The 23,957-nt window shown below is 53.8% G+C and carries 22 protein-coding genes and 1 riboswitch; of the genes, 12 read left to right on the forward strand and 10 right to left on the reverse strand.

Going from position 1 to position 23,957, the window contains the following annotated elements:
• Positions 1-182: 182 nt before the first annotated feature.
• On the reverse strand, positions 183-479 hold the full coding sequence (ubiK, locus tag HED65_RS20530) for a ubiquinone biosynthesis accessory factor UbiK (RefSeq protein ID WP_114979957.1): 297 nt from the start codon (positions 477-479) through the stop codon (positions 183-185).
• A gap of 120 nt (positions 480-599) precedes the next feature.
• Positions 600-750: riboswitch (FMN riboswitch) on the forward strand.
• Between the two features lie 106 nt (positions 751-856).
• On the opposite strand from ubiK, the gene ribB reads away from it, so the two are divergent.
• Positions 857-1,510, forward strand: coding sequence for a 3,4-dihydroxy-2-butanone-4-phosphate synthase (ribB, locus tag HED65_RS20535; protein WP_010435670.1), 654 nt, complete (start codon positions 857-859; stop codon positions 1,508-1,510).
• 44 nt (positions 1,511-1,554) lie between these two features.
• Here the strand turns inward: ribB and HED65_RS20540 are convergent, their stop codons facing one another.
• The 5 genes from HED65_RS20540 to zupT all read right to left on the reverse strand — a co-directional run bounded on the left by HED65_RS20540 (position 1,555) and on the right by zupT (position 7,542).
• On the reverse strand, positions 1,555-2,616 hold the full coding sequence (locus HED65_RS20540) for a fimbrial protein (RefSeq protein WP_114979958.1): 1,062 nt from the start codon (positions 2,614-2,616) through the stop codon (positions 1,555-1,557).
• Positions 2,600-3,358 (reverse strand): fimbrial biogenesis chaperone, encoded by a 759-nt coding sequence (locus HED65_RS20545; RefSeq protein WP_114980012.1) that lies wholly within the window; start codon positions 3,356-3,358, stop codon positions 2,600-2,602. The genes HED65_RS20540 and HED65_RS20545 overlap by 17 nt, the downstream gene beginning before the upstream one ends.
• Positions 3,359-3,367: 9 nt before the next feature.
• Positions 3,368-5,806, reverse strand: a complete 2,439-nt coding sequence (locus tag HED65_RS20550; RefSeq protein ID WP_114980013.1) for a fimbria/pilus outer membrane usher protein — start codon at positions 5,804-5,806, stop codon at positions 3,368-3,370.
• 75 nt (positions 5,807-5,881) lie between these two features.
• Entirely contained in the window at positions 5,882-6,442 is a 561-nt protein-coding gene (locus tag HED65_RS20555) for a fimbrial protein (protein WP_114979959.1), read from the reverse strand.
• A 326-nt stretch (positions 6,443-6,768) separates the two neighbouring features.
• Positions 6,769-7,542 (reverse strand): zinc transporter ZupT, encoded by a 774-nt coding sequence (gene zupT / locus HED65_RS20560; protein WP_114979960.1) that lies wholly within the window; start codon positions 7,540-7,542, stop codon positions 6,769-6,771.
• 196 nt (positions 7,543-7,738) lie between these two features.
• Here zupT and ygiD point away from each other — a divergent pair, with 196 nt between their 5' ends.
• Positions 7,739-8,527 carry a 4,5-DOPA-extradiol-dioxygenase gene (ygiD, locus tag HED65_RS20565; protein WP_114979961.1) on the forward strand — a complete coding sequence of 263 codons (789 nt, stop codon included), beginning with the start codon at positions 7,739-7,741 and terminating at the stop codon, positions 8,525-8,527.
• Between the two features lie 77 nt (positions 8,528-8,604).
• Here ygiD and HED65_RS20570 read toward each other — a convergent pair whose 3' ends face one another.
• The 3 genes from HED65_RS20570 to tolC form a co-directional block, all read right to left on the reverse strand.
• A complete protein-coding gene (locus tag HED65_RS20570; protein ID WP_114979962.1) occupies positions 8,605-9,765 on the reverse strand; it encodes a glutathionylspermidine synthase family protein in 1,161 nt (386 codons plus the stop codon).
• Positions 9,766-9,767: 2 nt separating this feature from the next.
• Entirely contained in the window at positions 9,768-10,433 is a 666-nt protein-coding gene (locus HED65_RS20575; RefSeq protein WP_114979963.1) for a DUF1190 family protein, read from the reverse strand.
• Positions 10,434-10,594: 161 nt separating this feature from the next.
• Entirely contained in the window at positions 10,595-12,073 is a 1,479-nt protein-coding gene (tolC, locus tag HED65_RS20580; protein WP_114979964.1) for an outer membrane channel protein TolC, read from the reverse strand.
• A gap of 204 nt (positions 12,074-12,277) precedes the next feature.
• On the opposite strand from tolC, the gene nudF reads away from it, so the two are divergent.
• The 5 genes from nudF to parE are packed head-to-tail and all read left to right on the forward strand — an operon-like array spanning position 12,278 to position 16,686.
• Positions 12,278-12,910: an ADP-ribose diphosphatase gene (nudF, locus tag HED65_RS20585; protein WP_028017156.1), complete on the forward strand. Its 633-nt coding sequence runs from the start codon at positions 12,278-12,280 to the stop codon at positions 12,908-12,910.
• Complete coding sequence (locus HED65_RS20590) at positions 12,907-13,329, forward strand: DUF1249 family protein (protein ID WP_014833293.1); 423 nt, start codon at positions 12,907-12,909, stop codon at positions 13,327-13,329. Before nudF ends, HED65_RS20590 begins: the two co-directional genes overlap by 4 nt.
• 27 nt (positions 13,330-13,356) lie before the next feature.
• Positions 13,357-14,184 (forward strand): 3',5'-cyclic-AMP phosphodiesterase, encoded by an 828-nt coding sequence (cpdA, locus tag HED65_RS20595; protein WP_114979965.1) that lies wholly within the window; start codon positions 13,357-13,359, stop codon positions 14,182-14,184.
• Positions 14,184-14,765: an esterase YqiA gene (gene yqiA, locus HED65_RS20600; RefSeq protein ID WP_114979966.1), complete on the forward strand. Its 582-nt coding sequence runs from the start codon at positions 14,184-14,186 to the stop codon at positions 14,763-14,765. The genes cpdA and yqiA overlap by 1 nt, the downstream gene beginning before the upstream one ends.
• 28 nt (positions 14,766-14,793) lie before the next feature.
• On the forward strand, positions 14,794-16,686 hold the full coding sequence (parE, locus tag HED65_RS20605) for a DNA topoisomerase IV subunit B (protein ID WP_049005057.1): 1,893 nt from the start codon (positions 14,794-14,796) through the stop codon (positions 16,684-16,686).
• Positions 16,687-16,723: 37 nt separating this feature from the next.
• Here the strand turns inward: parE and HED65_RS20610 are convergent, their stop codons facing one another.
• Complete coding sequence (locus HED65_RS20610; RefSeq protein ID WP_114979967.1) at positions 16,724-18,865, reverse strand: TonB-dependent siderophore receptor; 2,142 nt, start codon at positions 18,863-18,865, stop codon at positions 16,724-16,726.
• 382 nt (positions 18,866-19,247) lie between these two features.
• Here HED65_RS20610 and HED65_RS20615 point away from each other — a divergent pair, with 382 nt between their 5' ends.
• From HED65_RS20615 to HED65_RS20635, 5 genes are read left to right on the forward strand one after another with little or no spacing between them, the layout of a single operon-like run.
• Positions 19,248-20,060, forward strand: coding sequence for an ABC transporter ATP-binding protein (locus tag HED65_RS20615; protein WP_114980014.1), 813 nt, complete (start codon positions 19,248-19,250; stop codon positions 20,058-20,060).
• Positions 20,057-21,040, forward strand: a complete 984-nt coding sequence (locus tag HED65_RS20620; RefSeq protein ID WP_114979968.1) for a FecCD family ABC transporter permease — start codon at positions 20,057-20,059, stop codon at positions 21,038-21,040. The genes HED65_RS20615 and HED65_RS20620 overlap by 4 nt, the downstream gene beginning before the upstream one ends.
• On the forward strand, positions 21,037-22,077 hold the full coding sequence (locus HED65_RS20625) for a FecCD family ABC transporter permease (protein ID WP_114979969.1): 1,041 nt from the start codon (positions 21,037-21,039) through the stop codon (positions 22,075-22,077). Before HED65_RS20620 ends, HED65_RS20625 begins: the two co-directional genes overlap by 4 nt.
• A gap of 10 nt (positions 22,078-22,087) precedes the next feature.
• On the forward strand, positions 22,088-23,038 hold the full coding sequence (locus HED65_RS20630) for an iron-siderophore ABC transporter substrate-binding protein (RefSeq protein WP_114979970.1): 951 nt from the start codon (positions 22,088-22,090) through the stop codon (positions 23,036-23,038).
• Positions 23,035-23,922 carry a MurR/RpiR family transcriptional regulator gene (locus HED65_RS20635; RefSeq protein WP_114979971.1) on the forward strand — a complete coding sequence of 296 codons (888 nt, stop codon included), beginning with the start codon at positions 23,035-23,037 and terminating at the stop codon, positions 23,920-23,922. Before HED65_RS20630 ends, HED65_RS20635 begins: the two co-directional genes overlap by 4 nt.
• Positions 23,923-23,957: the final 35 nt, after the last annotated feature.

Raw genomic sequence — 23,957 nt, forward strand, 5'->3', positions numbered from 1 at the left:
GGCGAACAAAACAAACTCGGTACGTAATGACATGGTATCTCTCGCATCCCAGGGCATAAGCGACTCCATTAACGGGTTCTTATGCCTTAGTTGTAAGTGTCTACCATGTCCCCGAACAAGTGTTCACTATGTCCCCGGACTGTACATTGGGAGAGGGTTGGGGTGAGGGCATCAGGCCGCTCTTACTCCTGCTCATTCACCGGTGGAATGGCCGGTGCCGGCTTCACTTCTTCCTGCGTATTGCGGTTTTCCAGCTCGGTAAGACGCTGTTCCAGCAATGCCAGTTTCTCGCGGGTGCGCAGCAGAACCTGGGTCTGCACGTCGAACTCTTCACGGCTGACTAAATCAAGGCGAACCAACTGCGCCTGCAGCGTCTGGCGGATCTTCTTTTCTACGTCATCACCAAATTCACGAATGCCTTTCGGCATGGATTCGTGTACCTGACGCGCAATTTGCTCAATTTTTTTCGGATCAATCATTGTCGTTTCCCTTGATGAAAAGGTGTCAGTGCCTATTGTAGCGCGTCATGCCGCGGGTTAAACAAAATTGTTTGATGCTTATGCATTGCCCAGGGTAATCAATAGCGTTATAGTTATCTCGCTTATTCTCAGGGCGGGGCGAAATTCCCCACCGGCGGTAAATCAGCTTCACGCTGAAAGCCCGCGAGCGCTTTGAGTGAACACTCAAAGGTCAGCAGATCCGGTGTAATTCCGGGGCCGACGGTTAGAGTCCGGATGGGAGAGAGTAACGATCCAGTCGGGCATGGGCCCGCTCACGTTATTTTTTTGCCGCTTATACGGCGCTCCTAAGACTGCCCTGATTCTGGTAACCATAATTTTAATGAGGTTTTTTTACCATGAATCAGACGCTACTTTCCTCTTTTGGCACTTCAACTCAACGTGTTGAACATGCACTGGATGCACTGCGCGAAGGCCGCGGTGTGATGGTGCTTGACGATGAAAACCGTGAAAATGAAGGCGACATGATTTTTGCCGCCGAAAACATGACCGTTGAGCAGATGGCGCTAACCATCCGTCACGGCAGCGGCATCGTATGCCTGTGTATTACCGAAGACCGTCGTAAGCAGCTCGAACTGCCAATGATGGTTGAGAACAACACCAGCGCCTTTGGTACCGGTTTTACCGTCACCATCGAAGCGGCGCATGGCGTGACCACGGGTGTGTCTGCGGCTGACCGTCTGACCACCGTACGTGCAGCGATTGCCGACGGTGCTAAACCATCCGATCTGCACCGTCCTGGGCATGTTTTCCCACTGCGTGCGCAGGCGGGCGGTGTGTTGACTCGTGGCGGCCACACTGAAGCGACTATCGATCTGGTGACGCTGGCAGGTTTCAAACCTGCAGGTGTTTTGTGTGAGCTGACCAACGATGACGGCACCATGGCGCGCGCGCCGGAGTGCATCACCTTTGCTCGTCTGCACAATATGCCAGTGGTAACGATTGAAGATCTGGTGGAGTATCGCCAGGCGCACGAGCGTAAAGCCAGCTGAAATAGTTAACGTGAAAAAGCCGGGGAAACCCGGCTTTTTTGTTGTTAGTGGTAGTTAATTTTAAACAGCACAACCGATTCGAAGGGGCCTGACTGAATTGCTTTTCCCTCCACTGGTGAGAGTTCTGCCGTGTACATTTGTTCATACTGCAGTGTGCCGCCTGTAAAATCGGCGTACTCTTTATACTGGTTGAAAGTATACGGCTGGGTTCCGTTAAGGATCCGCAGCTTCAAGCCATTACCTATCAGCAACGCCGTATCTTCGGCGGTAAGCGTTTCAGCCGTGTAGAACGACGAGTCCATTTTGAACCCATCTGAACACTGGGCATCCTGCACCTTCGTCGTCTTCACCGAGAAGGTACGTGTACGCGTCTGTTGATTCACAATATCGCGTGCACTAAAGGTGCCGAAGTCGATCTCCTGGTTTTCAGGAAAAATGCTAAACGTCGCCCCACAATCCAGAACGGTAATATTTTGCAGGCCGTTGATGTGGTACTTGAGGTTTTTCGCGTCGGCCATCTGATTAACCCCACCTTTGCCATCGAACTGCACAACGATGTAGTCGCTGAGCGAACTCACATAGCCATGTGGGGGGGCCGCTTTAATTTTGACGAACAAGCGCAAACGCGCGATGAATGTCCGGGTGGTATGGATATTATCCGGATTACCGGAGCAGATGAGATTTTCCCATCCCATCTGTCGGATTTGATCCGGGGTATAAATCGTGATGCTGTTGTTATCCAGGCACTGACGGGTATCGACCCCGTTAGGCTGGCCCGTCGCATCATAATCCATCCCTTCATAAGTGACGCCAAGTTCATAGTAAGGATCGGCTGCGGCAGGGTAAGGGTTCACCCATGCGTAGATATCCTCTTGTGTAAAACCACTGGCAACATTGTGATCGCAGGTCACCGGGATTTTAATGTCGTCCGATTCCCAAATTTTTTGGCCGATCTGCGCGTTACTTGGGATGGAAAAAGGTGAGATTGTTTTTGTCTCCTCTACGGGACCGCCGGAACCACCAAGATAGCAGTTCAGCGCCAGTGCTTCTTTTAAAGGCAGAACCGAAAGCAGCATAATAAACAGTATATTAGCGAGCTTTCGCATTTTCTATCTTCCGTTCGGTGAGCTTGCACTGAGCTGTTCCTGCGCACTGCACGTCGACCTTCTTCAGTGCGCCGTAATCGTCGATATAGCCGATGCTGTAATAGTTGCCGTGGTAGTCACCCGTAGACGTTTTTGCCGTCGAGAAAGGCGCGATCATCAGGCTGTCAAAGCCCGGCAGCATGGTTTTCGCATTCTTACTGAGCCACGCCAGGGTGATGTAATACGGCGTGGGATTATGCACGATCAACCCTTTCGCATTGGCTGTGATCTCCATGCGCATTTCCGCCAGCTCGCCGGGCTTTTTGGTAATCGCTTTTGGGCGCCAGAACAGTTTGATCCTGCTCTGCATCGCGATCTGCATGACGCTACGTTCATCGCTGGCGCCGCTGCTTTTCGGCGGCACTTCGCGCAGGTTGAAATAGAACAGGGATTCTCTGTCTTTCGGCAGCTGGCTGGTGGCCGCTTGCTTAACGATCCTGACCTGAGACGCGGAACCCGCTTCAAGGCGTTGAATGGGAGGGAGCGCCATGAAATGCGTGTCTTCTTTGCGCCCCTTTTCATCTTCAATCCAGGAGAGCGCCAGGTAAGGCAAAGCTTTGCTCTGATTGTCCACTTTCAGGCTGCTGGCTTTGTCACTTTCCGGGAAGACAATGCGTGTGCGGTCCAGATTAATGGCTGCATGGGTGGTAAATGCTGTGCCAAGCAATAACAGGCACAGGCTTTTAAGCGGGGTTAAATTCATCATGATTTTTTACTGACATGGCAGTATCAACTGCATACTGTTTTCGAGGTGTGAAGGTAATGTGAAGCGACACTGCTGATTGTCTCCCCACGTTACGCGGAATTCTTGTTGTGGCTCTACGGCACCGAGCCAGACGTGACCGTCATCGGCAACCATTGCAATCTGCCGATCGTTTTCCAGCAGGCGAACAACCGCGCCCAGCGGCGGCGTACCAGAGGTGGTGCGTAAGATACCTGCGATATCATTGCCTGAACGAGTGGCAATCTGACGATATCCAATGGCGCCTTCAGTCCAGGTAGAGGTGACGACGCGGGTATCCACGTCCACGCCATCGGGAAGGTTGTTCATATTGACCTGCACGCTGGCGGGTGAATAGCTGGAAATCGACGGTAAAACACCAATACCAAATCGGTTGGTTTCATCCCGTGACATATTCAGCGGGATGTTGCCTACGCCATCAGTGCTGACCATGACTCGCGGTTCGTTGCCATAACTGCGCCGGTGCAACGCAGCACCTTTAGCCGTTGAGGTGAATGAGCCGTTCCAGCTGGCGCTCAGTGAATTGTATTCGTTAGCCTTATAGCTCCCGGAGAGATTCAGGTCACCAAAAGGTGAATAATGTTGATAGTTGCCGCTTACCTGCGCACCAGCATCTGACTTCTCGCTTTCGGTGCCTACGGAAACACCCCAGGTATTATTGCGGTCTGATGTGTCATACCAGGATACATTCTGGCTCAGGCTGTCGCTGTTGTGCAGGTCGTAATTCAGACGATGATCGGGATCGAGTGGTACGCTCAGTGAGAGATAGAACTGCGTATCGTCGTCTTCATCTTCATAATGCGTTTTACTCCACGACAGGGTGACGCCGAGGTTTTTCCAGCGACCCAGATCAAAGTTGTAGCCTGCGGTAACGCTGCCCGTGGTAGAAGGTGAATTGTTCCACCAGGTTTGACGTAACATATTCACATAGAGGTTGAGTGATAACGCTGAAATGTACTGGCTTGCCGTCAAGCTAAGCGTCTGTTTTTCTGACTGCCGATTGTTATTGTCATAATCCAGAAAACGGGCGTAGCTCAGGAACTGTGGGTCTGAGTAGCGATAGCTGGCGAGCGTTAGCTGGCTGCCTGTAGTATCGAAACGTTTACTGTAGTTTAAGCGGTAGCTGTAACCTGTCTGCTTATTCAGATTCGGTAACTGACTGGTTGCCTGCGTGATATCAAAAGAGAGGGCGCCAAAGTACTCCATATTTTGCCCGATCCCGGCGGCGAGAGACCGGTAATGATCGCCATCGGCGAGCGTACCGCCATAGAGGGAGGTTTGTGACAACACGCCCCAGGAATATTCACCGCTCATAAACGCGTTATCTTCAACATCATGCGAGGTGTCTTTGCGCGCTCTCCCGGCCGCCAGTTTGTAGCGAACCTGACCTTTTCGCGTTAAAAAAGGCACTGATTCCGCAGATACCTGGAAGGTACTGACGCGTCCATCTTCTTCCGTCACTTTTACGTCCAGCGTACCCTGAACAGACTGGTTAAGATCCTGAATTACAAAGGGTCCAGGCGGGACTTTGCTCTGGTAAATCACGCGATCAGCAAGGCTGACGGTAACCGTGGCGTTGGTTTGCGCTATCCCGGAAATTTGTGGCGCGTAACCCCGTAGCGACCATGGCAGCATGCGCTCATCGCTAATCAGAGATGCACCGGTATAGGTGAAAGCATCAAAAATGGCGGACTGAAAATCTGTTTCACCCAGGGTTAATTTGGCCCCGAGTGAGGGAAGGGGGCGGAACATATAAACACGTGAAAAGCGTCCATTATGTTCAGAACCGGCATCGGTATGTGTTTGCGTGTACTGATAATCGCTTCGTAACCGCCACGCGCCCATATTGGCACCCGCAGTCCCGTAGGTGTTGGCGTTGTCTGTGTCTGAGCCGTTATCAGGCTGGTAATGGCTGGCGAACAGGTTGTAATCCAGCAATACGCCTGGTACGCCATTGTCCCAGGTTGATGGCGGCATCCAGTCTGCGGCACGGTATTGTAACCATGCCTGAGGAATGGTCACGTTGAGCGTCTGACTAGCCTGGTCAAAGGTAAACTTAATATCGGGTCTGGATGAAAAATCAATGCACCCCTCTTTTTCTGGCAGGGCGTTGCGAATGTTGTCCTGCAGAGCAAAGGTATCGGCCAGCTCGGATGGAATACAGACCTGTACCTGGTTATTAATCTCTCGCCAGCGAAGCTGCCAGCCATTTGCCTGAGGAATATTATTAATGGAAATCGTGACAAAATAGTTACCTGGGATTACGGCGATTTGATCTTTGAAGAGAGATAAGTCAACACTACCACGTTGTTCTTTATCAATTGCATTAATGTTAAATTCAGTTGCGGAGGTAATTTTCGTCATTAACAGGGACGTGATAATGATTATCCATTGTAATTTATATGTCATCGTCCTGTTACTCAAAAAGATATAGAATACCGGCTGCATTAAATTGCAGCCGGTTTATCCTGTGGCGTGATATTATTATTTGTACATCAGAACATAGTTGGCGGTTGCTTCGACCTGACCCGCAGTGGCAGTTTTACCTGAAGCCACTTCCATTAATGCTTTGAAATGCAGTGTTTGAGTAGTGGAACCTGCCAGCAAAGCGATCTCATTTGCTGCTCCCAGCGTAATGTTGGCTTCGGCATTATCCAGCAAACGAACGCCAACGTTCTGCGCACCACTTGCATAAGTGTTACTCATCAGGCTGGTGTCCGTCGCGTCTGTTGCTGCGCTGGTAAAGGTTACATCGACTTTGGTGATCGGCGTGTCAGTTTCGTCCGCCGGGTCGTCGAGCTGGCAATTTTCCAGATTGATATCAACCGGAACAGCGGTAGACTTTTTGTTGGCATTGATGACGGCAGTGGTCACTTCACCAAGATCAACTTCTTTATCAACGCTGTCTGGCGCAATACTGCAAGGGGCATCAATTACAACGCCTTTGAATTTGATCTTGCCCGACCCCTGGTCCTCAGCAACGGCAGAACCCGAGACGATAGCAGCCATAGCAACGGCTAACAGAATTTTTTTACCCATATACATGAAAATATCCTTTTTCAAACGAATTCATACTCTGAATATTAATTTCAGGACGCATATCGAGTATACGGGAGGAGGGAGGGGGGATGCGATTACCGTAGCTTAAAGCTATTTTAAGATTATATTAATATATAATGCCTGTTGATTGTAACTATCGGCTTACTCTCATAATTTAAACAGTGGCCCGGATAATATGCTTACTCAGTTTAAAAGTCTATTTCTATAAAACCATAGCATCCATTGTAAATAAACAGGATGGATTATTAATTTTTACGTGTATTTTGCGTTTCGCAACCCTGCCTCCGTAATAAACAGAGGCAGGGTTAATGTTACCCGATACCTGCTGACTGCAATAATACCAGGCTCAGCCCCATCACCGACATTCCGCACAGTACGCCATAGCTTGGGTTGTTGTTAGGGTCGATCTCTTTGGCGAGCGGCATCAGTTCATCGACCGAAAGCGCAACCATAATCCCGGCGACTGCGGCCATTATGGCGGCCATCACCACCGGTGAAACCAGGCTGCCGAGTATCAGCCATGCCAGAACGCCTCCCAGAATTTCTGCCAGCCCCGAAACGTCTGCCCAAAGAATGGCGGTACGTTTCGACCCTGTGGCCGCATATACCGGTCCGGCAACTGCCAGTCCTTCAGGAATATTGTGTAAGGCTACTGCCAGCGCGATGCCAAAACCCATCTCCAGATTGCTGCTGGCCGTCACGTAGGTAGCGACGCCTTCCGGGAAATTGTGCAGACTGATACCCAGCGTCAGCAGGATCGCGGTGCGCTTAATATTACGTGGCATGGGGGTAACGCTTTTTTGCATCAAATCCTGCGGATGGGCATGAGGCAGCATGCGGTCGAGTGCAAAGTACCCCAGCAGGCCAAAGACAAACATGCCATACCCCAGCAACGGAGACATACCCTCTGTTCCCAACGCGGCGGGCAGCATCTCCATCAGGGAGATGAGTAGCATGATCCCGGCAGCAAAACCCAGTGAGAACGCCAGCACGCGGTTAGACGGTTTCTGGCCAAGAACACCGAGGATCGCTCCGATGAAGGTCGCAGCGCCCGCAAGTATCGTCAGGATCAATGGTACTGACATGTATTACTCCTTGTGATAATGATTCTCATTAATGTAAATGATTCATTGTCAGCAAAGCGAGCAGTGGAGCTCTGCTTTACACATTCCTTACATTCAAATTTCCTGAAGATGATCTTCACGCTTATCAGCGTTCATCTTTGCCAGATTGCGCGTAATGTAGCACCATTAAATTGACACCTTCTGTAAGGATATCACCATGACTTCTTCCCGTATGCCAGCCCTGTTTTTAGGCCACGGTAGCCCAATGAATGTTCTGGAAGACAACGTCTATACCCGCTCATGGCGTCATCTGGGTGAAACGTTGCCGCGTCCGAAAGCGATTGTGGTGGTATCTGCGCACTGGTTTACTCGTGGGACAGGCGTGACCGCCATGGAAGCGCCAAAAACCATTCATGATTTTGGCGGTTTCCCGCAGGCGCTGTACGACACGCATTATCCGGCCCCTGGCTCACCTGAACTGGCACAGCATCTGGTGGAGCTGCTTGCTCCTGTCCCGGTAGCGCTGGATAAAGAAGCCTGGGGCTTTGACCATGGCTCCTGGGGTGTGCTGATCAAAATGTATCCGGATGCGGATATCCCGATGGTGCAGTTGAGCATCGACAGTACCAAACCGGCCGCCTGGCATCTGGAGATGGGTCGTAAGCTGGCGACACTGCGTGATGAAGGCATTATGCTGGTGGCAAGCGGCAACGTGGTGCATAACCTGCGTACGGCACGCTGGCACGGCGAGAACACCCCCTATCCGTGGGCGACATCTTTTAATGATTACGTTAAAGCGAATCTGACCTGGCAAGGCCCGGTTGAGGAGCATCCGTTAGTGAATTATCTGGATCACGAAGGCGGTTCGCTCTCTAACCCGACGCCAGAACACTTCCTGCCGCTATTGTACGTTCTTGGTGCGTGGGATGGTCAGGAGCCGGTTACGATCCCGGTTGACGGCATTGAGATGGGTAGTCTGAGTATGCTGTCGGTGCTGGTAGGGTGAAAACATGCCCGGTGGCGCTGCTTACCGGGCCTACAAAACCGTAGGCCGGGTCAGGCGAAGCCGCCACCCGGCAGATCTTACTCCACAAAAATATGTGGATAGAATCGTGACAGATCCTGCGTGATCAGCGCGCGATCTTCGCGGATGCCAATCCCGGCTGGTTGATCGTTGATGAGCCAGCTGCCAATCAGCGTGTAGCTGTCGCCAAATTTCGGCAGTTGATAAAATTCCTGGACGATCATCCCTTCTTCGCCGTAAGGCCCTTCAACCGCTTCCAGCGTTTTGCCGTTTTCGATAATCGACACGTTCGCCCCTTCACGGGAGAAGATCGGCTTAACGACGTATTTCTCCATTTGCGGATAATCATCTTCCGCAAAATACGCAGGCAGCAGGTTAGGATGGTTCGGGAACATTTCCCACAGCAAAGGCAGCAGGGCTTTGTTGGAGATAATGCTCTTCCATGCCGGTTCCAGCCAGCATACGCCTGCATCTTCCAGCTTGGTGGAGAACATTTCGCGCAGCATATATTCCCACGGGTAAAGCTTGAACAGGTTGCTGATCACCTGATCCTGCATGTCCGTGAACTGACCTTTTTCACCCAGGCCGATATCTTCGATATAGAGGAATTCGGTTGCCACTTCTGCTTCGGCGGCGCAGTCCTGCAGATACTGAACCGTCCCGCGATCTTCTTCCGTGTCGCGGCAACAGGCGAGGTGCAGCAGGTTGAAGCCAAACTGCTCGCGCAGCTCGGCAAAACGCTCTATCAGCTTCTCCTGCAGGCTGTTGAACTGATCGCTGCCTTCCGGCAGATTTCCGGCATTGGCCTGGTCTTCCAGCCAGATCCACTGGAAGAACGCCGCTTCATACAGAGAGGTTGGCGTATCGGCGTTGTTTTCCAGCAGCTTAGGCTCGCCTTTGCCGTCCCACGCCAGATCCAGGCGAGAGTAAAGCGAAGGCTGATTCGTTTTCCACGACTGACGGACAAAGCTCCAGGTGTGCTTCGGAATGCGGAATTTTGCCATCAGCTCGTCGCTGTCGATGACTTTATCCACCACCTTGAGGCACATCTGGTGCAGCTCGGCCGTCACCTCTTCCAGTTTCTCAACCTGAGCGAGCGTGAGTTTGTAATAGGCGTCTTCACACCAGTACGGCTCGCCGTACATGGTATGGAAGTTAAAACCGTATTCGGTAGCTTTTTCGCGCCAGTCCGGGCGCTCGGTGATACTGACTCGTTCCATGATCAGCCGCCCATTGAACGAGTAGAGGTGCCTGTCGCGCTACGCTGCATACTGGTCTGCTTCGCTACGGATTCACCAAACCCGCCACGGGTGATGGTGCTGGTGGTCGCAGGCTTCGGTGCCATCGCCGTTTTCGGGACGGTCACGGTGCGGCCTGGGGTTGCTGCGCCGTAGCCTTTGCCGCTGGCGTCGGTGTATTGACCATAAGCCGGGCTAGCCGGGTTTTTCGAGCTAAACAGCGGTTGCTGCTGGTAACCCGCTCCGCCACCCATCAGACGGCCCATCATATAACCTGCCATCAGAGGCATCCAGAAACTGCCGCTGGACTGCGCCTGTGCCTGATTTTCCGGGGCCGTGCCTGCCTGAGCAGGCGTCTGCTGGCACTGACCTTCACCGAACTCTGCTACACAATCTTCACGTGAAGCATATTTCGGTGCGGTACGTTCTGCTTCTTTCAGCGCGTTGGTGTATGCCGTTTTACATTCGGCGGCTTTACCGGTTGCGGCAGAGCAGTCGTCGGCGTTTTGATACAGCGAAACCGTTTCGTCGTTTTTCTCACAACCTGCCAGCATAAAGACAGCCGTAACTGCCAGCGCAACAGGGGTGAGGTGACGCGCGTTCCAGCTCTTGCGGAACGATGCGTGATTAATCGTTTTTGTCCGTTTCATCTTTGTCTTCCAGGACCCAGTGGTAATAACGCTCAGGATAGAGGATGAGTGGTTGAAAATGAAGCGAAGAGGGGCGGAATCAGGGGGATCTTTACGTTGGCTTACGTTCGGGTGTGATTCAGATGCGCCCTCTCCCTGCGGGAGAGGGCCAGATGACAATCTTAGTTACGGAACGGATTGCTGCCGTTGCTTGCTGGCGTGGTAGAACGCGCAGCAGCAGGCTGTGCAGCAGGGGCGTTGCTGTTAGCGTTGAAGTTATCTACGGCGGCAACCTGCTCCGGGTTCTCCGGCGCAACGCTGTCCGGCGACGTTGAGACCGGTTTGCCCAGTGCGCTGTTCAGCATCTGCAGGTCCTGCTCGTTCAGTGTACCCAGAGCCTGTTTGATGTTCAGCTGGTTAATCAGGTACTGGTAACGCGCGCTTGAAAGCTGCTGTTTCGCGTTGTACAGCGTGGTGGTTGCATCCAGCACATCAACGATAGTACGTGTACCGACCGAGTAACCTGCTTCCATCGCATCCAGGGAGCTCTGTGCAGACACCACGGCTTGTTTATACGCGTTGATGCTGCTGATAGAGGCATTCACGTTGTTGAAAGAAGAACGAACGGTCTGCACCACGTTGCGGTGAGCACTTTCCAACTGCTCGCTCGCGCCAACAAAGTTGTACTGCGCCTGTTTCACCTGAGAGTTGACCTGACCGCCCTGGTACAGTGGCAGGGAGAAGCTCAGACCCACTTTGTTCTGACCCATATTGCTGTCGTCATACTGGGACGTATTGGTTTTAGAGCCGCTGTAGCTCGTATCAGAAACACCGGTAGATGCGCTGAGGCTCAGGGTTGGCAGGTGGCCATCCTGTGCCTGACGAATCTGTTCGCGGGCCAGATCCTGGCTCAGACGCGCCTGCAGCAAACTCAGGTTGCGGTTTTCCGCTTCTTTCAACAGGGCGTTGACCGCCTGCGGTTTATCCGTTTTGAAGCTGTCCACGTTCAGAGACGCCAGCTCAGGGTAGTAATTCCCGGTGACCTGACGCAGGGATTCCAGCGCATTGTCGAGATTGTTACGCGCGGTCACTTCGTTGGCCAGTACGCTGTCGTACTGTGAACGGGCGTTCTGCACGTCAGTGATCGCAACCAGACCCACGTTGAAACGCTGTGTGGTTTGATCTAACTGGCGGTAAATGGCCTGTTTCTGCGCTTCGGTGTAGGAGAGCGAGTCAATCGCGCTCAGCACGTTAAAGTAAGCTGTTGCGGTGTTCAGGATCAGCGTTTGCTGGTCAGTCTGATAGGTCACATCCTGGATGCCTGCGCTCTTTTCCTGCAGGGTCAGGGCACGCCATTTGGACATATCAAACAGCGTTTGTGTCAATTGCAGTGAGGCGCTGGTAGCATTGGAGTTGACGCCGTTAGCGTCGCGGAAACCGTTGCTGTAGGTATAATCTGCACCTAAACCTAACTGTGGCAGCAATGGGCTACGCGCTTCGTTAATCTTTTCAAACGCAGCATCACGATCGGCCGCTGATTTACGTAAATCAGGGTTGCCCAGACGTGCCTGCTGGTAGACCTGTAACAGGTTTTCCGCCTGGCTCATTGCACTGAAGCCCGTCAGGCTCAGGCCGATAAGGATGGGGAGCAATTTCTTCATTTGCATTCCTTGTTGTGAAGCAGTATTAGCGCTGATCTAATTAAAAAATAATTGCCGATTCTAACAGAATCTTCCATACCAAAAGGTTGGCGTTACGTGCCATCTGGCGGTAATTTGCACCAATCTAGCATATAGCCTTACAAACGGCAGCCAAACAGCCTTGAAATTCACAATTTCATCACCATTGCTACCAGGACTCGACTCATGCAGAAACCAGAAAAGTTGCCCGTGACATTCGCCAAAAACGATGTAGAAATTATTGCACGAGAAATGCTTTATAGCGGTTTTTTTTCGATGGAACTTTACCGTTTCAGGCATCGCCTGTTTAACGGTGAAATGAGCGGCGAAATCAGACGCGAAATTTTTGAGCGCGGGCATGCGGCAGTCTTGCTACCCTTTGACCCAGTGCGCGACGAAGTTGTGCTGGTGGAACAGATCCGAATTGCGGCTTACGACGTCAGCGAGAGCCCGTGGTTACTGGAGATGGTAGCGGGGATGATCGAAGAGGGCGAATCGGTCGAAGACGTTGCCCGTCGCGAGGCGCTGGAAGAGGCAGGTTTAGTGGTAGGACGTACAAAACCGGTGCTGAGTTATCTGGCAAGCCCGGGGGGCACCAGCGAACGCCTGTCGATTATGGTGGGCGAAGTGGACGCCACGACGGCGGAAGGGATCCACGGTCTGGCAGATGAAAACGAAGATATTCGGGTTCATGTGGTGAGCCGGGAACAGGCTTATCAGTGGGTAGAAGAGGGGAAAATCGACAACGCAGCGTCTGTCATCGCCCTGCAATGGCTGCAACTGCATTATCAGACATTACGAAACGAGTGGAAAAAATGAAGCGTTATACACCTGACTTCCCAGAAATGATGCGCCTGTGCGAAACCAATTTCGCACAATTGCGCCGCCTGCTGCCGAAAAATGACGCACCCGGCGAAACGGTAAGCTATCAGGTGAGCAACGCGCAGTATCGGTTAACGATAACAGAATCAACGCGCTACACTACGCTGGTGGAGATTGAGCAAACGGCACCCAGTATTAGTTACTGGAGCCTGCCGTCGATGACGGTGCGCCTCTATCACGATGCAATGGTCGCTGAAGTGTGTTCAAGTCAGCAGATCTTTCGCTTCAAGGCACGGTATGATTACCCGAATAAAAAGTTGCATCAACGCGACGAAAAGCATCAAATTAACCAGTTTTTAGCTGACTGGCTAAGATATTGTTTAGCACATGGAGCAATGGCGATTCCGGTTTGTTAGCGTCATAAACCTACCTAAGGACACCATTTGGAAAGCCTGTTGAACCTGACTGTTGCTGGTGGGGCGCCAGTCAGGATATTACAAATCACCGATACCCACCTTTTTGCCGAAAAGCATGAAACTCTGCTTGGGGTCAACACCTGGGAGAGCTATCAGGCGGTACTTAGCGCCATTCACGCTGAAAATCGTGCATGCGATTTGATTGTCGCAACGGGCGATCTGGCGCAGGACCAATCCTCCGCGGCCTACCAGCATTTTGCTGAAGGCATCGCGAGTTTCAGCGTGCCTTGCGTCTGGCTGCCAGGAAACCACGATTTCCAGCCGGCTATGTACAATGCCCTCCAGGATGCAGGGATTTCTCCGGCAAAATGTGTCTTTGCGGGTGAACAGTGGCAGATCTTGCTGCTGGACAGCCAGGTGTTTGGTGTCCCGCACGGTGAGTTAAGCGAGTTCCAGCTCGACTGGCTGGAGACCAAACTGGCTGCTGAACCTGAACGTCATACGCTGTTATTACTTCATCATCACCCTCTGCCAGCAGGTTGCAGCTGGCTCGATCAGCACAGTTTGCGTAATTCTGCTGCACTGGATCACGTGCTGGCGAAATTCCCGCGTGTGAAGAATCTGCTGTGCGGACACATACATCAGGAACAGGATCTCGACTGGAATGGTCGCCGTATGCTGGCGACGCCATCGACCTGCGTTCAGTTTAAGCCGCATTGTGCCAACTTTACTCTGGATACCATCGCACCAGGCTGGCGCTGGCTGGAACTGCATGCTGATGGTTCGCTGACCACGGAAGTCTGCCGTTTGACAGGCGCCAAATTCCGTCCGGACACCGCTTCAGAAGGCTACTGATGTCTACGCTCCTTTATCTGCACGGATTCAACAGCTCGCCGCGCTCCGCAAAAGCGACACAGTTTCGCCAGTGGCTGAGCGTGCATCACCCTGATGTTGAGATGATTATTCCGCAGCTGCCGCCTTACCCGGCGGAGGCTGCGGAGATGCTGGAATCTATTGTGCTTGAACACGGCGGCGAATCATTCGGTGTGGTCGGCTCATCACTGGGCGGATACTACGCCACCTGGCTCTCGCAATGTTTCATGCTGCCCGCTGTTGTCGTTAACCCGGCGGTGCGGCCATTTGAGCTGCTTCGGGACTTTCTTGGTGAAAACGAGAACCCCTACACCGGTCAGCAATATGTGCTAGAGTCACGCCATATTTACGATCTCAAAGTTATGCAGGTTGACCCGCTTGAAGCGCCCGATCTTATCTGGCTGCTGCAACAGACGGGTGATGAAGTGCTGGATTACCGCCAGGCAGTGGCGTATTACGCCTCCTGCCGCCAGACGATAGAAGAGGGCGGAAACCATGCTTTCACGGGCTTTGAGGATCATTTCACCCAGATTGTCGATTTTCTTGGACTGCACAGCCACTGACAATCAATGCGAATTGCTAGTTTAAATCATGACGCAAACCTATAACGCTGATGCCATTGAGGTCCTCACCGGGCTTGAGCCGGTTCGCCGCCGCCCGGGGATGTACACCGATACGACGCGCCCAAACCACCTGGGCCAGGAAGTTATTGATAACAGTGTGGACGAAGCGCTGGCTGGCCATGCCAAACGCGTTGACGTCATCCTGCATGCTGATCAGTCGCTGGAAGTCATTGACGACGGACGCGGTATGCCGGTGGATATCCATCCTGAAGAGGGCGTACCGGCCGTTGAGCTGATCCTCTGCCGACTGCATGCAGGCGGTAAGTTCTCCAATAAAAACTATCAGTTCTCTGGTGGTTTACACGGTGTGGGGATCTCTGTGGTCAACGCCCTGTCTAAACGCGTGGAAGTGAACGTCCGCCGTGACGGTCAGGTCTATAACATCGCGTTTGAAAATGGTGAGAAGGTTCAGGATCTGCAGGTTGTCGGTACGTGCGGCAAACGCAACACTGGCACCAGCGTTCACTTCTGGCCTGACGAAAGCTTCTTCGACAGCCCACGTTTTTCTGTTTCTCGCCTTACACACCTGCTGAAAGCCAAAGCGGTGCTCTGCCCAGGCGTGGAAATCACCTTTAAAGACAACGTAAACAATACAGAGCAAAGCTGGCGCTACGAAGACGGTCTTAACGACTATCTGTGCGAAGCGGTAAACGGCCTGCCGACGCTGCCGGAAAAACCGTTCGTCGGTAATTTTACCGGTGACACCGAAGCGGTGGACTGGGCGCTGCTGTGGCTGCCGGAAGGCGGTGAGCTGCTGACCGAAAGCTACGTTAACCTGATCCCAACCATGCTTGGCGGTACGCACGTCAACGGCCTGCGTCAGGGGCTGCTGGACGCGATGCGCGAGTTCTGCGAATACCGCAATATCCTGCCGCGTGGCGTGAAGCTGTCGGCGGAAGATATCTGGGATCGTTGTGCCTACGTGCTCTCTGTGAAAATGCAGGATCCGCAGTTTGCCGGTCAGACTAAAGAGCGCTTGTCGTCACGTCAGTGTGCGGCATTCGTCTCCGGCGTGGTGAAAGATGCGTTTACCCTGTGGCTGAACCAGAACGTTCAGGCGGCAGAGATGCTGGCTGAAATGGCGATCTCCAGCGCTCAGCGTCGTCTGCGTGCTGCGAAGAAAGTGGTGCGTAAAAAACTGACCAGTGGCCCTGCGCTACCAGGAAAACTGGCGGACTGTACTGCGCAGGATCTCAACCGTACCGAGTTGTTCCTCGTGGAAGGGGACTCGGCGGGTGGTTCGGCCAAGCAGGCGCGCGATCGTGAATATCAGGCGATCATGCCGCTTAAGGGTAAGATCCTGAACACCTGGGAAGTCTCTTCAGATGAAGTGCTGGCTTCGCAGGAAGTGCATGATATTTCGGTGGCGATCGGTATCGATCCTGACAGCGATGATCTGAGCCAACTGCGCTACGGAAAGATCTGTATCCTCGCGGATGCGGACTCCGATGGTCTGCACATTGCCACGCTGCTGTGCGCACTGTTTGTGAAGCACTTCCGCACGCTGGTGAAAAACGGCCACGTTCACGTGGCGCTGCCGCCGCTGTACCGTATCGACCTCGGCAAAGAAGTGTATTACGCGCTGACGGAAGAAGAAAAAGCGGGTGTGCTGGAACAGCTGAAGCGTAAGAAGGGTAAACCGAACGTTCAGCGCTTTAAAGGGCTGGGTGAGATGAACCCGATGCAACTGCGCGAAACCACGCTGGATCCCAACACGCGTCGTCTGGTGCAACTGACGATCAGTGACGAAGACGAGCAGCAAACCAACGCGATGATGGATATGCTCCTTGCCAAGAAACGTTCGGAAGACCGACGTAACTGGCTACAGGAGAAAGGCGATATGGCGGATATTGAAGCCTGATGCTGAAAAAGCCCTGCGATGCAGGGCTTTTTTTATGTCAAAACTCCATCTTCACCGTAAATTGCACTTCACGTGGGTCGCCAATCTGGTTGCCCAGGTTATTGGTCGCGATAGATGATGTGTAGTAAGTCTTATCAAACAGGTTCTTCACGTTCACCTGCAGCGTCACCGGATACTGCAGTTTCATCTTATAGGCCGCAAAGGCATCGGCAACAAAATAGCCCGGTAAATAATAGTCTGCGCCGTTGGTCGCTGAGCGACGGCTCACACCGTGTCCACCACCGCCAAGCGTCAATGTATTTCCGCCGATCACATTGTGAATGTCATAGGTCAGGAACAGTGAGCCGGTATGGCGTGGCACGTTCGGCAGCGGTTTGCCTGCATAGTCCGGGTCTTCCAGCACTTTTGCGTCCGTATAGCCGTAGCTGGCAATGATGTTGGTGTTCTCCGTCAGGGACCCTGCCAGATCCACCTCTACACCCTGCGAACGCACGCGGCCAGCGGTTTTCGCGATGGTTTCTCCCGCGATGCTTTCGGTGTACAACACGTTGCGTTTGTGAATATCAAACAGCGCGATATTGGCAGTAATACCGTCGAACAGGTCAAACTTAGCGCCAATTTCATATGCATTTGATGTTTCCGGCGGCAGATCGCCAATGTAGCTCGCAATGGATGATTGCGGCATAAACGTCTGGGAATAGTTGGCAAACAGTGAGACTGCTGGCGTGAGCTTGTAAACCAGCCCCAGCTTCGGTGTCCACTGGTCGTCGCGGCTGTCGGTATTGACGTTGAACGGGCGACCTTTACCGGCGTACTGGGTGTAATACTGATAGCGCAATCCGGCGACGGCGATCCATTTATCGGTCAGGTACAGCGCGTCCTGAGCGTAGGCGGAGTAACTCTCTTGCTTGATGGTCTGGTCGCTGTCTGACGCTGAGACAGTAGTGCACTTGCTAAGGTTGCCATACGTCGGGTTGTAGATATTGAAATCTTTGACGTTTTTACAGCGGATCATATCCGTACGCAGCAGATCGTAATTCTCATACGACACGCCGGTGAGGATCTCGTTGTAGAAGCCAGCGATGTCCACATTCCCCTGCAGATCCGCACGCGTCGTATGCATCCGCTGGGTCGAGCCTTGCGTCGCATCTACGCGGCGGGTCAGGTTGCCCGTTTTTGAATCGTAGGCCATTACGCGGGCCTGGTTATCGCTGTATTTATCCTGGCTAAAGCTGTAGTCGAACTTTGCGGTCCACTGGCTGTTCAGGCGATATTCTGCGTTGAGCTGCGCCAGGTCTGACTGACCATCGGTAATGTTAAACGGTTCGTCAAAACGCGTTTTGCGATCAACGTTTACCGGCTGTTTGGTGTTGAGATCGAAGATCGTTCCACGATCGAACGGTGTCTTATAGTCGCGATGCGAATAGAGCACGGTGACCGTGGCATCATCGCCAAACCAGGTCAGAGATGGTGCGATAAAGGTGCTGCGCTCGTTGCCAAAATTGCGCCAGTAATCTTCGTCCTGATATTCGCCCGTCAGGCGATACGCCAGACGCGTGCCGTCAATCGGGCCAGTAACATCAACCTGGCCAGTACCGCCGCCAAAGCTGGAAGAGGTGGCAGAAATTGAGCCGCCGAAGGTTTTCTCCGGGCGTTTGGTCACGACGTTTATCAGACCGCCAGGATCGAGGATGCCATAAAGCGTTGAGGCCGGGCCTTTTAGCACTTCCACGCGCTCGGTAACGGCATTAAAACTGCGCGGCAGTACGGTGCGCAGGCCGTTGGTCATCACCGAACCGTCGCGGTTCGCGCCAAACCCACGACGAACAAATGCATCCTGCGTACCGCCCAGAGTATTGGTTTGCACCACGTTACTGACGTTATAAAGCGCTTCATCAAGCGTAGTGGCGTGCTGATCTTCCAGCACTTTATCACTGACAGTATTGACTACCTGCGGGATATCCAGCATTGGCATGTTGGTCAGTGTCGCGGTGGAGGTATTCAACGGCTGATAGCCATTTGTAGCATCTATCGTAGCATTCGGACTGGCGGTGACGGTAAGCGTTTCGCCGTCTTTAGCCGTTGCGTTGTCAGCTGCCTGCACCAATGGCGCCATAAACAGCAGTGAAAAGAGCGCGCGCCCTTTTACCCCAGAGAGAGAAGGTGTGAACGTAGCCATTACATCTGTTTTCCCAAGATATCCCGCGCATGAAGGGGCGCGGAAGAATATGTGAGTCATTGCCCTTAATTGTCTGCTCGTTAACCGTATGGTATCGAACATGTAATTGATAATCATTCAATCATGTGGGGATGTAGTAGTAAATGGAAAAAAGCAAAAATCGGCTACAACATTTAACTGTGCGTATTAGCGCAGCAGAGTTCTAATTAACCTGTTGAAAGTAATGATTTTATAAGCATTGTTTTATTCATGTTTCTTCAGGTTTATCCCTGGTTTTATCAGGGTGTTTCTTCGCTTGACTACTACATGACGCAGCGTCAAACTCTCAAAAGAGAATGAGTTTTATTTTTATTTGTTGGTTTTTCATTACGTTGGCGTTCACGTGGCTCACAACACAAAACAACCGGGACTGGTTCTGGAGAACCTCTCTGCGGGCTATCAGAAAAAAATCATCGTTGATGATATCTCCCTTGCGATCCATCAGCAGAAAATGACGGTGCTGGTAGGGGCGAACGGCTGTGGAAAATCCACACTGTTGAGCACTATCGCGCGGCAGCTGCAGCCGCTCGGGGGTACCGCGCTGCTGGACGGTAAAGCCATTCATGAGCAGCCGACCAAAACGGTTGCCCGTCAGCTTGGCATTCTCCCGCAGTCTCCGCTGCTGCCGGAAGGGTTAACCGTCTTTGAGCTGGTTTCACGCGGGCGCTTTCCCTGGCAAAATTTTATGCGCCAGTGGAGCGACGAGGACGAACGGGCTGTTGAAGAGGCGCTGCGGCTGACGGGGACGGCAGAGTTTGCACATCTGCCGGTTGAAAGCTTGTCTGGCGGTCAGCGTCAGCGCTGCTGGATCGCCATGGCCCTGGCGCAGCAAACGCCATATATCCTGCTGGATGAACCGACAACCTTTCTCGATCTCCGCTATCAGGTGGAGATCCTGGAACTGCTGCATATGCTGACCCGCCAGCACGGACGCACCGTCGTGGTGGTGCTGCACGATCTTAACTTCGCGGTGAACTACGGTGATTCGCTGATCTTTTTACGTCAGGGGAAAGTTGAAGGCGTATTGCATGAGGGCGATGCCTGCACGCCGGAGTTGATCAAAGCAGTGTTTGATGTCGACGTGCATATGTCGGTTAACCCGTTGACTGGCAAACCGTTTTTTATGCCGTTCCGTCAGGTCACTGAAAAACCATGATACGCACAACGCTGGCTTTTATTCTCTTTGCGTTACTGCTGATGATGGGGGCGATTGCCCACCTGGGTATCGGCGCGCGCGTTATTTCTCCGTTGACGGTGGTCCAGGCGTTTTTCGATTTTAATCCCCATAATTTCGACCATAACGTCATTATCAAATTAAGACTGCTGCGCCTCTGTGCCGCGATGGTGACAGGTGCCGCGCTCGGCGTGGCGGGTGTCCTGCTACAGTCCGTGATCCGCAACCCGCTTGGTGAACCGCATATTCTGGGGCTGAATGCCGGGGCAGCGCTGGCGGTGGTGCTGACGAGTGCGCTCGGAATGACACTGCCGTTTGGTCGCCCGCTCGTTGCCGCCGCCGGTGCTGCCGCGCTGTTTTTGCTGGTGCTGATGTTCTCCTCGTCTGGCCGCACCGGGCTCACACCAATGAAAGTGACGCTGTGTGGCGTGGCACTGTCGGCATTTGCCTCATCAGTGACTGCCGCAGTTCTGATTCTGGATGAACAGACGCTGCTCGCCCTGCGAACCTGGCTGGCGGGGGATTTAGCGGGGGTAAAACAAGAAACGCTTCAGAGTGCCCTGTGGGCTGCTGCTGGCGGTTTTGTTCTCGCTATCGGAGTGTCGCCGTCGCTCAATATGCTGGCTCTGGGCGACCGGATGGCGCAAGGGCTTGGCGTTTCACTACTCAGAACCCGCCTGCTGGCCCTGCTGGCAATTGCGCTGCTCTGTGGCGCGGCCGTCTCTATCGCCGGGCCGATTGGCTTTATCGGCCTGGTCGTGCCGCAACTCATTCGCCGTCTGGTGTCGGTCGATTTACGTGTGATGGTGCCGCTGTCGGCCCTGTGTGGCGCGCTGGTTTTGCTGCTGGCGGATATTGCCGCCCGAACGTTGTTTACGCCCTGGGAGCTGGCAACCGGCATCATGACCGCCCTGGTTGGCGCACCGATCTTCATTTTCATGGCATCGAGGATGTTCAAATGAACCGGGCCGGACTCCGCGCGATCCGTATTGGTCGCCTGTCGGCATTGGTTCGCCCGAGGGCATTGGCATGCCTGGCGTTTTTAGCGCTGGTGGCATTAAGCCTGCTGGGCTTTGGTCTGACGCACGGTTCGCTACCCATTCCCACCTCCGCTATTGCCCGCGCGCTGTTTTCTCCTGAAGGCCTGACAGCAGAGGCGCACTATATCGTGATGGATATTCGCCTGCCGCGCCTGCTGATGGCGGTACTGTGCGGCGCAATGCTCGGCATGGCCGGAGCGGCCATGCAGTCCATCACCCGCAATGGCCTGGCCGACCCCGGTCTTATCGGCGTGAAAGAAGGCTGCAGTGCGGCCGTGCTGGTGCTGATCTTTCAGTTCCCGGCGCTGAGTCTGGCCTGGCGTCCGCTGGCAGGCATGGCCGGGGGGCTACTCACAGCGCTGCTGGTGGTCTTGCTGGCGCGTGATATCTCGCGTCCGCGATTCATCCTGATTGGCATCGGTGTGTCATGGGCCTTTGCTGCCGCAATGGGCGTCTTTATGACCACCGCCGACGTGCGTGACGTGCAGACGGCAATGCTCTGGCTGGCTGGAAGCCTGCATGCGGCAAACTGGACGCTGGTGGGGCTGGCCGCACTCTGGACGCTTCCCGCGTTTGCGTTGTTACTGTTTACCGCGCGTGCCGCCGATGTTGCGTTACTCGGTAATCAGGCCGCAACAGGCCTCGGCGTGCATACAACCCGACTGGCGCTGCTGCGCGTCCTTGCCCCGGTGGTGCTGACGGCGGCCTGCGTCTCCTGCGTAGGCAGTATTGGTTTCGTGGGACTCATTGCCCCGCATATGGCACGCCTGCTGCTACGTGGTGGGCAAACCGCGCTCCTGACGGGAAGTGCTGTGCTGGGGGCACTGCTGGTGTTGCTGGCGGATAACGTCGGGCGTCTGGCATTTCTCCCGCTGCAATTGCCAGCGGGAATTGTGATTTCATTGATTGGCGGACCGTTTTTCCTGCTGTTGCTCTGGCAGCGTCGGGACAGATTTTAGGGGACAGAAGATGCGCGTACTTTTTTCGATGTTGCTGCTGGTAGGGTTTGCGGTGAGCGCGGCAGAACCGACTCAGACATTTACCGATGATTTGGGGCGCAAGGTCGTTGTGCCGGTTCATCCGAAACGGATTGTCTCGCTGCATGACCTGGATATCACCATCCCGCTGATTGAGCTGGGTGTGCCACCGGTAGCCAGCCACGGCCGCACGCGACCGGACGGCAGCCACTTTTTGCGCTCCAGCGGTATGCTGACGGGTGTCGATTTCGATAATTCTGACATCAAGTTTATCGGCACTGCGGATATCGACATTGAAGCCATCGCCGCCGCAAAACCGGACCTGATTATCACCGAGCCGACCCGCAACACGCCGGTGGAACAGCTGCAAAAAATTGCCCCGACGGTAAGCATCGATCACCTCGACGGTGGTGCACCGGAAATCTACCGCAAGCTGGCGCAACTTACCGGCACGCAGGCGCGACTGAAGCTCCTGGAGCGCCGCTATCAGGAACAAATCAACGCGCTGAAAGCGACGGTGGATACCCGCAAAATTAGCGTGTCAGTGATTCAGGCGAATCAGGGGAAGATTAACGCCATGCACAGTTACCACTCGCTGGGCCGTGTGCTGCGTGATGCCGGGTTCACCTTCCCACCGCTTATTGAGGCCATCCCGGAAGGGGGACGGATTGACGTTAGTGCTGAGCGTCTGCCGGAGCTGGATGCCGATTTCGTCTTCGCTACCTGGCGCGGGGATACCGGGGGTAAACCGCAGGACGAGCTGGCAGCGATGGAGGCGGTAATGCCTGGCTGGTGTCAGTTCCTGAACGCCTGCCGAACCGGACACTACGTGCTGATCTCACGTGAAGAGGCCATCTCGAATTCCTTCTCGTCTTTGGGCCTGATGGCTGCGCAGGTGCAATCGCAGATAGCCGGGCGACCACTGCCGGAGGCATCACGGTGATCCGCAAAGAGAAAGGGCGCGTGGATGTCTACGGTGACCGCTTTCGTTCGCGTGCGCACCAGTTGACGCCGCGCGTGCTGCAGGTGGCAAGCTATATCAATGAGAACCGCGAAGCGGTGATGGAACAAACGGCAATGGAGATTGCTGCACTGTTAAAAACCTCAGATGCCACCGTGGTACGCGCCATTCAGGCGCTGGGGTTCGCCGGGCTGCGCGATCTCAAACAGACGCTGGAACAGTGGTTTGGTCCAGTGGTCAGCTCCAGCGAAAAGATGTCCACCACGGTGAATACACTGACCAGCGACGTCAACGCGAGCATTGATTTTGTGCTGGAAGGACATCAGCACACCCTGGAAGTGTTATCTGAGCCCCATAACCGTTATGCGATGGCTCAGGCGGTCTCACTGCTGGCTCAGGCGAGGCAGGTCGCAATTTTTGGTATCGGCGCTTCGGGTATTCTGGCCGAGTACACCGCCAGGTTGTTCAGCCGTATGGGATTACCCGCCACACCGCTTAACCGTACTGGAATAGGACTCGCCGAACAGCTCATCGCCCTTCAGCGCGGTGACGTGCTGGTGATGATGGCGCAGAAATCCGCGCACCGGGAGGGGCAAACCACACTGCGTGAAGCAAAACGTCTCGGTATTCCGACTATCCTGCTGACCAACGCCCTGGACTCGCGTTTCAGTAAAGAGGCCAGCGTAGTGATCCATGTCCCGCGCGGCGGTGAAAAGGGGAAAATCCCACTTCATGGTACGGTACTGTTGTGTCTGGAGATGATTATTGTGTCCGTCGCCTCCACTGAGCCGCAGCGCACTATCAAATCAATGAAGCGGATCAACGAGTTTCATCGGGGATTAAAACCGGGGAAGAAAAGCAGCTAAAAACAAAGCCCGGTGGCGCTAGCGCTTACCGGGCC

This window comes from Pantoea sp. LS15 (assembly GCF_012241585.1).
Classification (GTDB): Bacteria; Pseudomonadota; Gammaproteobacteria; order Enterobacterales; family Enterobacteriaceae; genus Enterobacter.